At 70.6% G+C, this 13915-nt stretch carries 11 protein-coding genes; 7 read left to right on the forward strand and 4 right to left on the reverse strand.

Annotated elements, in window-relative coordinates:
- Positions 1-14: 14 nt before the first annotated feature.
- The 3 genes from AC060L_RS23230 to AC060L_RS23240 form a co-directional block, all read right to left on the reverse strand.
- On the reverse strand, positions 15-530 hold the full coding sequence (locus AC060L_RS23230) for an RDD family protein (protein WP_483800802.1): 516 nt from the start codon (positions 528-530) through the stop codon (positions 15-17).
- Between the two features lie 142 nt (positions 531-672).
- Positions 673-1362: an RDD family protein gene (locus AC060L_RS23235; RefSeq protein WP_483800803.1), complete on the reverse strand. Its 690-nt coding sequence runs from the start codon at positions 1360-1362 to the stop codon at positions 673-675.
- 141 nt (positions 1363-1503) lie between these two features.
- Positions 1504-1914, reverse strand: coding sequence for a DUF2752 domain-containing protein (locus tag AC060L_RS23240; protein ID WP_483800804.1), 411 nt, complete (start codon positions 1912-1914; stop codon positions 1504-1506).
- Positions 1915-2298: 384 nt separating this feature from the next.
- Here AC060L_RS23240 and AC060L_RS23245 point away from each other — a divergent pair, with 384 nt between their 5' ends.
- From AC060L_RS23245 to AC060L_RS23275, 7 genes are all read left to right on the forward strand, one after another.
- Positions 2299-3156 (forward strand): bifunctional methylenetetrahydrofolate dehydrogenase/methenyltetrahydrofolate cyclohydrolase, encoded by an 858-nt coding sequence (locus tag AC060L_RS23245; RefSeq protein WP_483800805.1) that lies wholly within the window; start codon positions 2299-2301, stop codon positions 3154-3156.
- A 29-nt stretch (positions 3157-3185) separates the two neighbouring features.
- Positions 3186-3599 carry a DUF3017 domain-containing protein gene (locus AC060L_RS23250; protein ID WP_483800806.1) on the forward strand — a complete coding sequence of 138 codons (414 nt, stop codon included), beginning with the start codon at positions 3186-3188 and terminating at the stop codon, positions 3597-3599.
- Positions 3600-3806: 207 nt separating this feature from the next.
- A complete protein-coding gene (locus AC060L_RS23255; RefSeq protein WP_483800807.1) occupies positions 3807-4802 on the forward strand; it encodes a malate dehydrogenase in 996 nt (331 codons plus the stop codon).
- A 131-nt stretch (positions 4803-4933) separates the two neighbouring features.
- A complete protein-coding gene (locus tag AC060L_RS23260; RefSeq protein ID WP_483800808.1) occupies positions 4934-6262 on the forward strand; it encodes a hemolysin family protein in 1329 nt (442 codons plus the stop codon).
- 30 nt (positions 6263-6292) lie between these two features.
- Complete coding sequence (gene trpS / locus AC060L_RS23265) at positions 6293-7333, forward strand: tryptophan--tRNA ligase (RefSeq protein WP_483800809.1); 1041 nt, start codon at positions 6293-6295, stop codon at positions 7331-7333.
- A gap of 8 nt (positions 7334-7341) precedes the next feature.
- Entirely contained in the window at positions 7342-7953 is a 612-nt protein-coding gene (locus AC060L_RS23270) for a 2'-5' RNA ligase family protein (RefSeq protein WP_483800810.1), read from the forward strand.
- 147 nt (positions 7954-8100) lie between these two features.
- On the forward strand, positions 8101-10056 hold the full coding sequence (locus AC060L_RS23275; protein ID WP_483800811.1) for a Stealth CR1 domain-containing protein: 1956 nt from the start codon (positions 8101-8103) through the stop codon (positions 10054-10056).
- Positions 10057-10141: 85 nt separating this feature from the next.
- Here the strand turns inward: AC060L_RS23275 and AC060L_RS23280 are convergent, their stop codons facing one another.
- Positions 10142-13708 carry a bifunctional glycosyltransferase/CDP-glycerol:glycerophosphate glycerophosphotransferase gene (locus AC060L_RS23280; protein WP_483800812.1) on the reverse strand — a complete coding sequence of 1189 codons (3567 nt, stop codon included), beginning with the start codon at positions 13706-13708 and terminating at the stop codon, positions 10142-10144.
- Between the last annotated feature and the right edge of the window lie 207 nt (positions 13709-13915).

The following is a 13915-nucleotide window of genomic DNA, read 5'->3' on the forward strand; positions in this document are numbered from 1 at the left end:
CGGTGCGGCGGGTCTCACTTCGAGACGACGACCACCGAGCTGACGATCTTGTCAGCGAAGGTCTGGCGCTTCTTGTCCCAGATCGGCCAGAGGTAGCCGAGCATGCAGCAGATGGCGTCGACGACGTGCAGGAACTTGCGCAGCACGCCCATCGGGGCGCCGAGCAGCGAGCCGTCCGATATCTTCGCCAGGCGCAGGCCGACGACCTTCTTGCCGGGGGTCTGGCCGGTCGCGCCCTCCATGCCGCCGAAGCCGAGGCCGATCACGGCGCCGACGATGTCACCGGTGACGCTGCCGACGGCCAGCGAGACGATCACGCCGACCACCAGGCCGATCAGGTAGTCGATCACGTAAGCGCCGAGGCGCTGGCCCCAGTTGGCCAGCACCGGAGCCTGCGGCTGCGGCGTGAAGGCGTAGTTGGGGTCCAGGTTGGGCTGGTAGCCGCCCTGCTGGAAGCCGGCCTGCGGGTAGCCCGGCTGCGGCTGCTGCTGGCCCGGCTGCTGCTCGTACGGGTTGTAAGGGTTGCTCATGGTGTTTCCCCCTATGGGCGGTTGGGTCGGCCCGGCCGGTGTCGGTGAGGTGACCGGGTCGGTCTGTCGAGTGGTCGAAGTCTTGGCTACCCGGCGACGACTGCCGTACGCGGCCGGTGGCCACCGGGTGGTTGTGGGGTGGCTACTGGGCGCGGATCACCAGGGTGTTGCAGACCTTGTCGGCGAAGGTCTGGCCCTTGTCGTCCCAGAGCGGCCACAGGTAGCCGATGCTGCAGAACAGGCTGTCCAGGATGTGGGCGATGCGGCGGCCCAGGGCCAGGCCGAAGCCGACCGGCCGGCCGTCGGCCTCGCGGACGAGCCTGATGCCGACGGCCTTCTTGCCGACGGTCTGGCCGGTGCTGCCCTCCCGGACCAACTGCCAGATCAGCAGGATCAGGCCGAGCAGGAAGCCGAGGCCGATCAGCACGAGGCCGCCGGTAGCGGCTCCTCCGGAGGTGGTGGCGTGCGTGCAGGTGATCTCGCCGGTGTCCGGGTCGGTCAGGCAGTTGGCGGGCTTGATCTGGCTGGCCATCAGCACGGAGCCGATCAGGGTGAGGGCTCCGGGGATCAGGCCGAGCAGCGCGTCGATGATGGTGGCACCGACCCGGGCGCCCCAGCTCGCGATCACCGGTGCGACCGGCATCGGGTAGCCGGGCGGGTAGCCGGGGACGCCGTAGCCGGCCTGCTGCGGGTAGCCGTAGCCAGGGGCCGGCGCCTGCTGCTGGGGGTATCCGTACCCGGCCTGGCCGTACGGGTTCTGCTGCTGCGGCGCGCCGTAGGGCACCTGCTGCGGCTGACCGTACGGATTGTTGGGGTCGGTCGGGTAGGACACGCGGGGCCTCCGGGGCGGGTACTGCTCTGGGGACGGGCTGGGGACAGGTCTGACAGCTTGGGGTGACCAGGGCACGTGTGACAACCGAGATAGCTGTGACAAGTGCGATGGGTGTGGCAGACCGGGAAGACTAGTGGAGCGTCACGACAGTGCGACACCCAGTCGGTTGAGCTGCCAGACCCAGGCGACGGCCAGGGCGGCCCCGATCACGCCGTTGCGCTGACGGTCCGACAGCGCCCACCAGCGGGCGCCGCCGCCCAGAGGTGCGGTGAGCAGCGCGAGCGCCGCGACGACCGTGACCGGATTGGCCGTCAGGGCGGCCAGCCAGTGTCCATGGCCTGCTTCGATGAAGACCGTGGTGCTGCCGCAGAGCGGGCAGGGGACGCCGGTGAGGCGCCGCAGCGGGCACAGCACCCCTGGGTCGTGCACGTCGTGCAGGAAGGCCACTGCGAGGGCGGCCCCGGCGGCGAGTGCGCAGCGCAGTGCGGTGCGGGCCAGACGGGTGGTGAGCGGGCCGGGCGGCTGCCGGTCGGCCCGGACGGGCGTGATCACGGCCGGACGGCGACCTGGCGGTCGGCCCGGTGACGGTGTCTCGGCTGATGGTCCCTCGGACGGCAACGGCTCGGGACCCGCGATGCCGGCTGCCGGCCGGCGCTCGATCGGTGTGGCGTGCTCACGACGTTCTTCCCCCGGTTTCTGGTGCTCGCCGCCTATGGTCGGGCCAGCGCGGCACACTGTCCAGCCACCGCGTGCCAGGTGGACGAAAACGTGGCGCAACTGCAATCGGATCCACACGTTCCGTTAGCTTGCCGGTCCTGGCACCGGCCGCCGGCCGGACCTGTTCCGGGGCTGCCGGCTCGACTCGTTCGGGGTTCGTCGGCGGGCCCCGGGGAGCGGCGTGGAGAGCAGTGCCGCCGATCCGGGAGGATAGGGGGTATGACTGCCCAGATTCTCGATGGCAAGGCCACCGCGGCCGCGATCAAGTCCGAACTCGCCGTCCGCGTGGCGGCTCTCAAGGAGCAGGGCATCACGCCCGGCCTCGGCACCGTGCTGGTCGGCGACGACCCCGGGAGCCACAGCTACGTGCGCGGCAAGCACCGCGACTGCGCACAGGTCGGCATCGCCTCGATCCAGCGCGAGCTGCCCGCCACCGCCACCCAGGCCGACGTCGAGGCCGTGGTCCGCGAGCTGAACGAGGACCCGGCCTGCACCGGCTACATCGTCCAGCTGCCGCTGCCCAAGGGCCTGGACGCCAACCCGGTGCTGGAGCTGATGGACCCGGACAAGGACGCCGACGGCCTGCACCCCACCTCGCTCGGCCGGCTCGCGCTCGGCATCGACGGCCCGCTGCCGTGCACGCCGTACGGCATCGTCGAGCTGCTGCGCCGCCACGACGTGGAGATCAACGGCGCGAACGTCGTGGTGGTCGGCCGCGGCGTCACCGTCGGCCGCTCGATCGGCCTGCTGCTCACCCGCAAGAGCGAGAACGCGACCGTGACGCTCTGCCACACCGGCACCCGCAACCTCTCCGAGCACCTGCGCCGGGCCGACATCATCGTCGCGGCCGCCGGCGTGCCGTACCTGGTCAAGGCGGAGGACGTCCGTCCGGGCGCGACCGTGCTGGACGTCGGCGTCAGCCGCACCGAGGCCGGCCTGGTCGGCGACGTGCACCCGGCGGTCGCCGAGGTGGCCGGCTGGCTCTCGCCGAACCCGGGTGGTGTCGGCCCGATGACCCGCGCCATGCTGCTCAACAACATCGTCGAAGCGGCCGAGCGCCAGGCTGCCGCCCGCTAGCTCCGGCCCCAGGGAAACAGGAAGGTCGCATGAACGTGGCACGTACGGGCCGGGCCTCGCGGCGCAGGCCGGCCAGGACCACCGGCACGCTGCCCCCGGAGGGCTCCGGAGCGGCCATGGACCGCGGCCATGCGCTGCCGATACGGCAGTGGCCGATAACGCTGGTGCTGGCCGTGGTGGCGATCGGGCTCTGCGTCACCTGGTCCACCGACTTCCGGTACGGGCTGCTGACGATCAGCGGCGCGCTGCTGCTCGGTGCGCTGCTGCGGCTGGTGGTGCCGGAGGTCGGCCTGCTCGCGGTGCGCAGCCGGTTCACCGACGTGCTGGTGCTGCTCTTCCTCGGCGGCGTGATCGCGATGCTCGCGCTGCTCGCCCAGCCCGACCCCTGGCTGCACCTGCACGTGCTGGAGGACGTCGGCAAGCTGATCGGCCGCCGGCACTGAGCCAGGCCCCAGCGACTGCGGCGCCCGTCCCTGCCGTCCCGGGGGCGGGCGCCGCGGCTGTGACGCACCAGCCATGCCCGCAACCGCGCCGTCGGCGCGGCCTTGCGATAACCTGACGCCGGTTCTCTCGATGTCGAGAGAAAACATCCTCGGCTCCAGTGCGCCGATGTGCCCTGGAGCACGCTGGCGATCGCTGGAGAAGGAAACATGACTCGCACCCCCGTCAACGTCACCGTCACCGGAGCGGCCGGCCAGATCGGCTACGCGCTGCTCTTCCGCATCGCCTCGGGCCACCTGCTCGGCGCTGACGTGCCGGTGAACCTGCGTCTGCTGGAGATCCCGCAGGGCCTCAAGGCCGCCGAGGGCGTCGCGATGGAGCTCGACGACTGCGCCTTCCCGCTGCTGCGCGACATCACCATCACCGACCAGCTGAACACCGCGTTCGACGGCACCAACGTCGCGCTGCTGGTCGGCGCCCGTCCGCGCACCGCGGGCATGGAGCGCGGCGACCTGCTGCAGGCCAACGGTGGCATCTTCGGCCCGCAGGGCAAGGCCATCAACGACAACGCCGCGGACGACATCAAGGTCCTGGTGGTCGGCAACCCGGCCAACACCAACGCCCTGATCGCCCAGCGCAACGCCCCCGACGTGCCGGCCGAGCGGTTCACCGCGATGACCCGCCTGGACCACAACCGCGCGGTCGCCCAGCTCGCCAAGAAGGCCGGCGTCACCGTCGAGGACGTCAAGAAGGTCACCATCTGGGGCAACCACTCCGCCACCCAGTACCCGGACCTGTTCCACGCCGAGATCTCCGGCAAGAGCGCGTTCGAGGCCGTCGGCGGCGACCAGGCCTGGGTCGAGGACTTCTTCATCCCGAAGGTGGCCAAGCGCGGCGCCGAGATCATCGAGGTCCGTGGCGCCTCCTCGGCCGCCTCGGCCGCCAACGCCGCCATCGACCACGTCCACACCTGGGTCAACGGCACCCCGGCCGGCGACTGGACCTCGATGGGCATCGTCTCCGACGGCTCGTACGGCGTGCCGGCCGGCCTGATCTCGTCCTTCCCGGTCACCACCAAGGACGGCAAGTTCGAGATCGTCCAGGGCCTGGAGATCTCCGCCTTCGACCGCGCCCGGATCGACGCCTCCGTCGGCGAGCTGGCCGAGGAGCGCGACGCGGTCACGGAGCTCGGCCTGATCGGCTGACCCTCGCGACGAGCACCCCGACGGCCGGTCGCCTCCTGCGGGAGGCGGCCGGCCGTCGCCGTGTGCCAAGGGTCGTGCGCCAGGGGTCGTGCGCCCGAGGCCGTCGATTCCTCGCCGTAGACTCAGCCAACGTGAACGAAACCCTCGGGGACGCCGCTCTCGTCCTGCTCTTCATCGTCCTCGGTGGGCTCTTCAACATCGCCGAGATCTCGCTGATCTCGCTCCGCGAGGGGCAGATCCGTACGCTCGCCGAGCGCGGCACCAAGCGCGCCTCCCGGGCCGCGCACCTGGCCGCCGACCCGAACCGGTTCCTGGCGGCCGTGCAGGTCGGCGTGACCTGCATGGGCTTCCTCTCCGCGGCCTTCGGCGCCGACACGCTGGCGGGCAAGCTCTCGCCGGTCTTCGTCCGGCTCGGCCTCTCCGAGGGCGTCTCGGACGCGGTCGCGCTGGTCGGGCTGACGCTGCTGATCTCGTACATCTCGCTGGTGCTCGGCGAGCTGACCCCCAAGCGGATCGGCCTGCAGCGGGCCGAGTCGATCGCGCTGCTCGCGGCGCCGGTGGTCGATGTGATGTCGGTGGCGCTGCGCCCGGTCATCTGGCTGCTCGGCCGCTCCACCAATCTGATGGTCCGGCTGCTCGGCGGCGACCCGAAGGCCGGGCGCGGCAGCATGAGCTCGGAGGAGCTGCGCGGGCTGGTCGCGGCCAACACCGAGCTCGGCAGCGACGAGCGGGCGCTGATCGCGGACGTCTTCGCGGCCGGTGAGCGGCAGCTGCGCGAGGTGATGGTGCCGCGCACCGAGGTCACCTTCCTGGACGCCGACCAGCCGCTCGGCGAGGTGCGCGAGGAGACCAGCACCTCGCCGCACTCGCGCTACCCGGTGGTCGAGGGCTCGTACGACGCGGTGGTCGGCTTCGTGCACGTGCGCGACCTGTACCGCGCGCACGGCGAGCGGGCGCTGCGGGTGCGCGAGATCGCCCGGCCGGTGAAGCTGCTGCCGGCCACCAAGAAGGTGCTGGAGGCGATGAGCGAGATGCGCCGCGAGGGCCACCACCTGGCGATGGTGGTGGACGAGTACGGCGGCACCGCCGGCATCGTCACGCTGGAGGACCTGGTCGAGGAGGTGATCGGCGAGATCCGGGACGAGTACGACGGGCAGGAGACCACCGCGACCCGGCGCCTGGCCGGCGGCGGGGTGGAGGTGAACGGGCTGCTCAACCTGCCGGACTTCGTCGAGGAGACCGGCGTCGTGCTGCCCGAGGGCCCGTACGAGACGGTGGCGGGGTACGTGGTCGCCGAGCTGGGCGAACTGCCGGCGGTCGGCGACCAGGTGGTGACCGAGGACGGCGTGCTGCTGACCGTCGCGGTGCTGGACGGGCGGCGGATCGACCGGATCCGGGTGAGCGCCGAGCGGCTGTCCGCCCCGCCGTTGGCAGAACCTCCAACCGAAGCCGGGTCCTGACAGTCGGCGGGAGCTGGAAGAATGGCGGGCATGGTCAACGCAGTGGTCAACTCTTCGGCGAACGATCGCCCCCGGGTGCTCTCCGGGATCCAGCCCACGTCGGGCTCGTTCCACCTCGGCAACTACCTGGGCGCGGTGCGCCAGTGGGTGGATCTGCAGGAGTCCTACGACGCCTTCTACATGGTGGTCGACCTGCACGCGATCACCGTGCCGCAGGACCCCGCGGTGCTGCGTGAGAACACCAGGGTCTCGGTCGCGCAGCTGCTCGGCGCCGGTCTCGACCCGGAGCACTGCACGCTCTTCGTACAGTCACACGTGCCGGAGCACGCGCAGCTCGGCTGGGTGATGAACTGCCTCACCGGCTTCGGCGAGGCCGCGCGGATGACCCAGTTCAAGGACAAGTCCGCCAAGCAGGGCAGCGACAGCACCACGGTGGGCCTGTTCACCTACCCCGTCCTGATGGTCGCCGACGTCCTGCTCTACCAGGCCGACATGGTGCCGGTCGGCGAGGACCAGCGCCAGCACCTGGAGCTGACCCGCGACCTCGCGGAGCGCTTCAACAGCCGCTATCAGCCGACCTTCACGCTGCCCAAGCCGTACATCCCCAAGGCGACGGCGAAGATCATGGACCTGCAGGACCCGACGGCCAAGATGAGCAAGTCGGCCGCCACCCCCAAGGGCCTGATCAACCTGCTGGACGAGGCGAAGGTCAGCGCGAAGAAGTTCAAGAGCGCGGTGACCGACACCGACACGGTGGTCACCTACGACGAGGAGCACAAGCCCGGCGTCTCGAACCTGCTGCGGATCCACTCGGCGCTCAGCGGCCAGAGCGTCGAGCAGCTGGTCGCGCACTTCGAGGGCAAGATGTACGGCGCGCTCAAGACCGAGCTGGCCGAGCTCTTCAGCGAGTGGGTGACGCCGTTCCAGGAGCGGACCAGGACGTACCTGGACGACCCGGCGGAGCTCGACCGGGTGCTCGCGGTCGGCGCCGAGAAGGCCCGCGCGGTGGCCGGCGAGACGCTCGCGACGGTCTTCGACCGCATTGGCTTCATTCCGGCCGCGAAGCACTGAAGCCCGGGATGCCGGAGCACCCGCCGACCGCCGGTGGCACCCTCCCGGAGGGTGCCACCGGCAGTGCGTCGCTGACCATCGGGGTGGCCGTCACCGTGCCGGATCCGTTCGGCGCGGCGATCCAGGACGCCCGGGCCGCGCTCGGGGATCCGGCGGCCCGCGCGATACCCACCCACGTCACGCTGTTGCCGCCGACCGAGGTGCCGGTCGAACGGCTGCCCGCGGTGCGTGCGCACCTGGCGGCGGTGGCGGCCGGGCACCGGGCCTTCCGGATGCTGCTGCACGGCAGCGGGTCGTTCCGTCCGGTCTCCCCGGTGGTGTTCGTCCGGGTCGAGGAGGGCGCCCAGGAGTGCCGGGTGCTGGAGGCGGCGATCCGCTCCGGGCCGTTGGCGCGTGAGCTGGCCTTTCCCTATCATCCGCATGTGACGGTGGCTCACGGACTCGACGAGCGGGTGCTCGACCGGGCTTTCACCGAAGCGCGGGCCTTTCACGCGGCCTTCGTGGTGCCGGGCTTCACCCTCTCCCGGTTCGATGCCGACGCCGTATGGCGCCCGTGGCAGGCCTATGCATTTGGTGACGGGAATTCCGCACAATATTCACTTAAGCAAATGGGCAAGTAATCTCTTATTACTTTCTCATTCATCTCTAGGTGTGCTTACCGCTACACTGGGCTGGTAATGGCTGCGGGGGGCCCGTTACGGTCAGAGTGCTCACCGTCTGGAGAGATGATGCGCTGTCCCCGCTGGGCCCGGCGAGTGATCCGAGGTGTGGTCCGCCGAGTCGGCGGTACCGGTACGGCAGTCCAAGCTCAGCACCCGGCGAGTGATCCGAACGCGTTCGGTGAACACGGGCCCGGCGACGCGCCGGACTCCCCGGACTTCCCCGAGCACGCCGGATCGGCGCAGCTCGCGGAGGCGGAGACCGCCGAGGATCCCACCGAAGCTGCCGAACCCGCCGAGCCCGCCGAACCGCCCGCGCCCAGTGAGGCCGAGATCCGCGCGGAGGTCGAGCAGCGACTGCTCGACTCCTCGGCCGGGCTGCGCCGGCACGACGGCCTGGTCGCACGGGTGCGTGACGACCTGCTCTCCGGTGACGCGTTCCTGGGCAACTTCACCGAGATCGCCGCCGTCCTGCAGAAGGCCGGCCTCGAGTTCGCCCCGATGCCGCCGCAGGACTCCCGCCAGTGCCTCGCGATCGTGCCCGGCCAGCGGGCCGAGGTGCTCGCCGCATGCGCCGAGGCGTTCGCGGGGGAGCCGGTCTACGCCGATCTGCTGGGCCACGACGTCACCCATGCCACTGTGCTCGCCGAGCGACTGCCGCAGGCGGTCGAGGAGTTGGAGAGCACCGCCAGGGAGGACGGCAGCGAGCCGCCGCGGGTCAAGGGCCTGCGCTTCTACCGCCCGGTGGTGACCAGCGGCGGGACCCTCTCCTACGGCCCCGAGCACGGTTGCGACCTGGACTTCTGGGACTCCGCCGCCCCCTCGGCGGGCGCCATCGCGGCGATCCACGAGCCGCCGTTCGGCTGGTGGGTGCCCTCGCTGGAGCAGGACGCCGTGGTGCGGATCGGCGACCGTGACTACCCGGCGCCGTCGGCCTTCGCGCAGCCGCTGCTGGAGGACGTCGTCTTCCCGATCGACGCGGTGATCACCTGGGTCGACGACACCGACCCCGGCTGGCAGCAGCGGCGCGACCAGGTGCTGGCCGAGCTCGACGAGCCGCCCGCCACCGGCGCCGAGCCGGAGCGGTTCCGCAACCGTGACGAGCTGCGCTACTGCCTGCGCTCGATCGCCATGTACGCCCCGTGGATCCGGCACGTCTACCTGGTCACCGACGGCCAGCGGCCGTCCTGGCTGCGGGCGGACCACCCCGGAATCACGCTGGTGAGCCACCGGGAGTTCTTTGCCGACCCCTCGGTGCTGCCGGTCTTCAACTCGCACGCCATCGAGACGTACCTGCACCGGATTCCGGGTATCGCCGAGCATTTCCTGTATTTCAATGATGATATGTTTCTCGGCCGCCCGGTTCGCCCGGAACAGTTCTTCCAGGGAAACGGGTCGCCGCTCATCAACCTCGATTCCCGGGTCATCCCGCCGGGGCCGGTCAGCGACGGTGACGACGAGTACGTCGCGGGGCAGAAGAACACCCGGGCACTGGTCCAGCGCGAGTACGGCCGGCACACCAGCAACACGCTCAGCCACGCGCCCTACCCGCTGACCCGGACCCTGCTGGCCGAGACCGCCGAGGCCTTCCCCGCCGAGTTCGCCGCGACCGCCGCCTCGGTCTTCCGTTCGCGCGGCGACATCGCACCGATCACGCTCGCGGTCAGCCGGGGCTATCTCACCAGTCGGGTCGCCTGGGGCCGGATCGGCCACCGCTACGTGGACGTGGACCGGCACGCCGCGCTGGAGCAGCTGCCGGGTCTGCTCCGGGAGCGCTGGGCGGACACCTTCTGCCTCAACGACGGCGATCTGGAGCAGGTGCCGCGGGCCGAGCAGGACCGCGCGGTGACGGCCTTCCTGCAGGACTACTTCCCGGTCGCCGGCCCCTTCGAGCAGACCGCACCCGTGCCGGTGCAGCGCCTGGCCGCCGAGTCGGACTCCGAGTCCGTGGAGTCGCAGCCCGTCGAGTCGCAGTCCGTCGAGTCCGAGCCCGCCGAGCCGGCCGAGGAGTCCGCGCAGGAGAGCGACGAGCGCGTCCCGGTCGGCCACGGCGCCGAGCAGTAGGAGAAGGCACCACCGGAGAACCCCGAAGGGCCCCCGCGCGATTCGCGCGGGGGCCCTTCGTTCGGTCTCGCTCTCGGCCGGCCGGTCAGCCCAGCAGGCTGTCGGCGACCCGGGCGGCGGCGTGGCCGTCGTCCAGGTCGCAGTACGTCGCCCGGAACGCGGCGTACGCCTCGCGGTGGTCGGCCGCGACCTCGTCCAGCTCACCCAGCGCGGCGACCAGCTCCGGGGAGGTGCGCAGCAGCGGGCCGGGCGCGTCCTTCTCGAAGTCGAAGGTGAAGCCGCACAGGTTGTCGCGGTAGTGCTCCAGGTCGTACGTGAAGAACAGCATCGGCCGACCGGTCGCCGCGAAGTCGAACATCGAGGCCGAGTAGTCGGTGATCAGCACATCGGCGACCAGCAGCAGCTCGGTCATGTCCGGGTAGTTCGCGACGTCCCAGACGTAGCCGTTGCCCGCGCCCGGGATCCGGCCGTGGCAGTTGATGTGCGGGCGGACCAGCATGACCTGGTCCTCGCCGAGTGCCTCCCGAGCGGCCTCCAGGTCGATCCGCAGGTCGATCTGGTAGCCGCCGTGCGGGCGCTTGCGGTCCTCGCGGTAGGTGGGTGCGTAGAGCACCACCTTCTTGTCCTCGGGCAGGCCCAGCTTGCGGCGCACCTCGGCGGCCCGCTTCTCCCGGTCGGGGGAGAAGAAGACGTCGTTGTGCGGGTAGCCCGTCTCCAGCATCTCGTTCGGGAACTGGAACGCCCGGCGCAGCACCGGGGTGGCGAAGCTGCTGCCCGAGACCAGCTTGGACCAGGTCGGCACCTCGCGGTCCAGGCTCTTCAGGTAGTTGCTGTCGATGAACCAGATCTTCTCGAAGTCGTGCGCGATCCGCTTGAGCGGGGTGCCCAGCCAGAACTGCACGATCTGCTGGCCGTGGCGCGGGGTCACGAAGTCCGGCAGCGAGGTGTTGGTGACGACGTACTTCGCGGTGGCCAGCGCCTCGAACCACTCCGGGCTCCACTGGCGCAGCGCGCGGGCGCTCTCCGGCAGCTCGGCCTGCTGGTCGTCGACCGTCCACAGGTGCTCCAGCGGCAGGCCGCGGCGCACCAGCTCCTCGTGCAGGGCACGCGGCGAGCCGGCGTACTGGCCGCCGTTGGAGACGTTGTAGAGCACCGCGTCGCGCAGCGGCTTGTGCTGGGCGGCCGGGAAGGCCTCCTTGCGCAGCTGGCGCTGGCGGTAGCCGCTGCGCTCGTGCGGGCCGAGGTCGGAGTGCGACTCCAGCGACAGCGTGTCGAAGTAGCGGCGCTCCAGCACCACCTGCTTGCCGCGCGAACGGATCTCGGACGGCAGCGAGTGGTGCGCCTCCAGCGCGACCTGGACCTTGGGCCAGGTCCGCTCGGGGTCGCCGCCGACCGGGCGGAAGAAGACGTCCCAGGTGCCCTTGTGCAGCGGCACCCGGCCGGTGTACGAGTCGATCGGCACGGCCGGCAGTCGCACCTCGAAGCGGCCGTCGCGGACCACCACCGGGTGGTGGTAGTCCTCCTCGCGCCAGGAGTGCTGGATGACCAGGTCGTACTGGTGCTCGCCGGGCAGCGGGAACCGGCCGGAGAGCGTGAAGCCCTCCTCGTCGGCACCGGTGATCCGGTCGACCACCGGCTGGGCCAGCTGGTCGGCGAACTGCAGGTGGCCGGTGTCGGTCGGCTTGGACGTGAGGGTGCGCGCGACACCGACCGGCGACTGCGGGTCGAGCGGCAGGTCCAGGTGGGTCAGCGGCACCCGGTCGTCGACGATTATCTGCAGCGTGGTCTTGTCGGCCAGCAGCAGCTTCGCGTACCAGTGGTCGGAGGTGCGGTGCTCCGCGCCCGGGTCGAGCGCGTTCCACCTGTCCCGCACCGCGATCATCTCGTCGATCGGGATCCGCGCGGTGAACGGCACCGGCCGGCCGGCCGGGGTGCCGAACTCGATCGGGAAGTCGAGCTTGTTGCCGGACTCGGAGTGGTGCATCTGCAGCCGCATGCCGGTCAGGTCGCTGCCGGTGGCCCGCACGGTGCCGCTGAGCTCGACGAAGCCGTCCACGGCCTTGAGCTCGGTGAGCCCGGCGCGCAGCTTCTCGACCGTCAGGTGCAGGAAGCTGTCGCGCAGTATCGGCACGATCCGGGTGGTCGCGTCCACCCACTGGATCGGGTAGCTCTGCGCGGTGTCGGCCCAGCCGCCGGACATCCGGCCCTTGTAGACGCCGGACTTGCCGACGCCCGCGACCAGCACGCGCCAGGTGCCGTCCACCCACTCGCCGCGGCGCTTCAGCTTGGCCGGGTCGATCAGCGTGCTGAAGCCGGCCCAGTCGCAGCTGTAGATGTCGTGCGGGGAGCTGGCGGTCGCCTCGGGCGCGTACTCGGTCTTCATCGGGAAGGTGATGACCTTCTTGCTGCGGCCCTGGCGCAGCACGAGCTTGCGGACCAGGTCGTGCCTGTTCTCCACGCCCACGTGCTCGGGGAAGGCGTGCCCGGTCAGCTTGAGCTTGCCGTCCTCCCAGGCCGACTCGTAGACCCGGGTGCGCATGACCAGCGCGTTGTCCAGGCGCAGTACGTCGGCGGGCACGCTCTTGCGGCCGCCGACCAGGAACGGGTAGTCGGCGTACGGGCGCACCAGGCCCTTGGCGGGGGCGGCGCCGTTGTGCTCGGCCTCGAAGCGCATCTGCTCGACGAGCTCGTCGATCCGGCCCTGCAGGGTCAGGTGGTACTTCAGGCGCAGCGGCGCGCGCAGCTTGCGGACCTGCTCGGGGCCGATCGCGCGCAGCAGCCGGCCGACGCACTCCTGGTAGGCGTCGCGGTAGTCCCGCTCACCGTCGACCACCGACCAGAAGAACATCGGGATCTCCTCGACGAGGTTGTTCTCGTCGTAGGACTTCAGGTACTCGCGGTACTTCGGGTCGACCTGCTTGATCAGCCAGGAGCGGACCAGTTCCATCGAGGTGACCCGGTCGATCAGGCCCTTGGGGTTGGTGCGCATCTGGGTGATCGACATCTCGCCGACCTCGCGCTCACGCCAGTGGTAGATCGGCTCGGAGAGCACGTCCACGCTCTTGGCCATGTAGTGGTGCGGCACGCTGACCGGGGCGTCCTCGTACAGGATGCCCTCGGGGTACAGGATGCCGGCGGAGTCCCAGAAGGTGCGGCGGTAGACCTTGTTCCAGGCGGTGCGGTCGGTGACCAGCGCCGGGATCTCGGTGATGTGGGTCTTCAGCCGGGTGTGCCGGAACGGCTTGGAGTGGCCACCGGACTGGTAGACGCCGATCGCGCGCAGGCGCAGCACGTTGCCGGTCGCGAAGTCCGAGCCGGTCTTGTCGAGCGTGCTGATCATCAGCTCGTACGCGCTCGGCGGCAGGGTGTCGTCGCTGTCCACGAACGCGATGAACTCGGTGCCGTCGGTCAGGTGCTCGAGACCGGTGTTGCGCGCGGCACCGAGGCCGGCGTTCTTCTTCTGGACCAGGCGGAACCGGGAATCCTTGGCGGCGAACGCCTTGGCAATCGCCGCGCTCCCGTCCTTCGAGCCGTCATCGACCATGATGCATTCGAGGTCGCTCATGGTCTGGGCGGCGATGGATTCCAGGCACTCCTCCAGGTACCGCTCGACGTTGTAGATCGGAACGACGACGGAGAGACGGGGGGCCATCAGCTGCGCGGGCCTTTCATACGGGACGGGAGACCGCCTGGAATGAAGACCCGCGACTCTTGGGGTCTCGGCACAGGCAGTACGCCCGCGATCCTACCTGCCATGGCAACCCGCCCAGCTGCTGTCCGTTTTCGCCCCGGTTCGTCCGGGCGGCGGTCGAACACCCGTCTGCCGGTCGCAGGCGGAGCCGGACACGCCCGGTGAACG

The sequence above is a fragment of the Kitasatospora sp. NEAU-69 genome, from assembly GCF_057158765.1.

What these genes read in the sequence shown, in the direction of transcription:
- AC060L_RS23230 (WP_483800802.1), bottom strand. Translation starts at nt 530, where the DNA reads ATGAGCAACCCTTACAACCCGTACGAGCAGCAGCCGGGCCAGCAGCAG.
- AC060L_RS23245 (WP_483800805.1), top strand. Translation starts at nt 2,299, where the DNA reads ATGACTGCCCAGATTCTCGATGGCAAGGCCACCGCGGCCGCGATCAAG.
- AC060L_RS23250 (WP_483800806.1), top strand. Translation starts at nt 3,186, where the DNA reads ATGAACGTGGCACGTACGGGCCGGGCCTCGCGGCGCAGGCCGGCCAGG.
- AC060L_RS23255 (WP_483800807.1), top strand. Translation starts at nt 3,807, where the DNA reads ATGACTCGCACCCCCGTCAACGTCACCGTCACCGGAGCGGCCGGCCAG.
- trpS (WP_483800809.1), top strand. Translation starts at nt 6,293, where the DNA reads ATGGTCAACGCAGTGGTCAACTCTTCGGCGAACGATCGCCCCCGGGTG.
- AC060L_RS23270 (WP_483800810.1), top strand. Translation starts at nt 7,342, where the DNA reads ATGCCGGAGCACCCGCCGACCGCCGGTGGCACCCTCCCGGAGGGTGCC.
- AC060L_RS23280 (WP_483800812.1), bottom strand. Translation starts at nt 13,708, where the DNA reads ATGGCCCCCCGTCTCTCCGTCGTCGTTCCGATCTACAACGTCGAGCGG.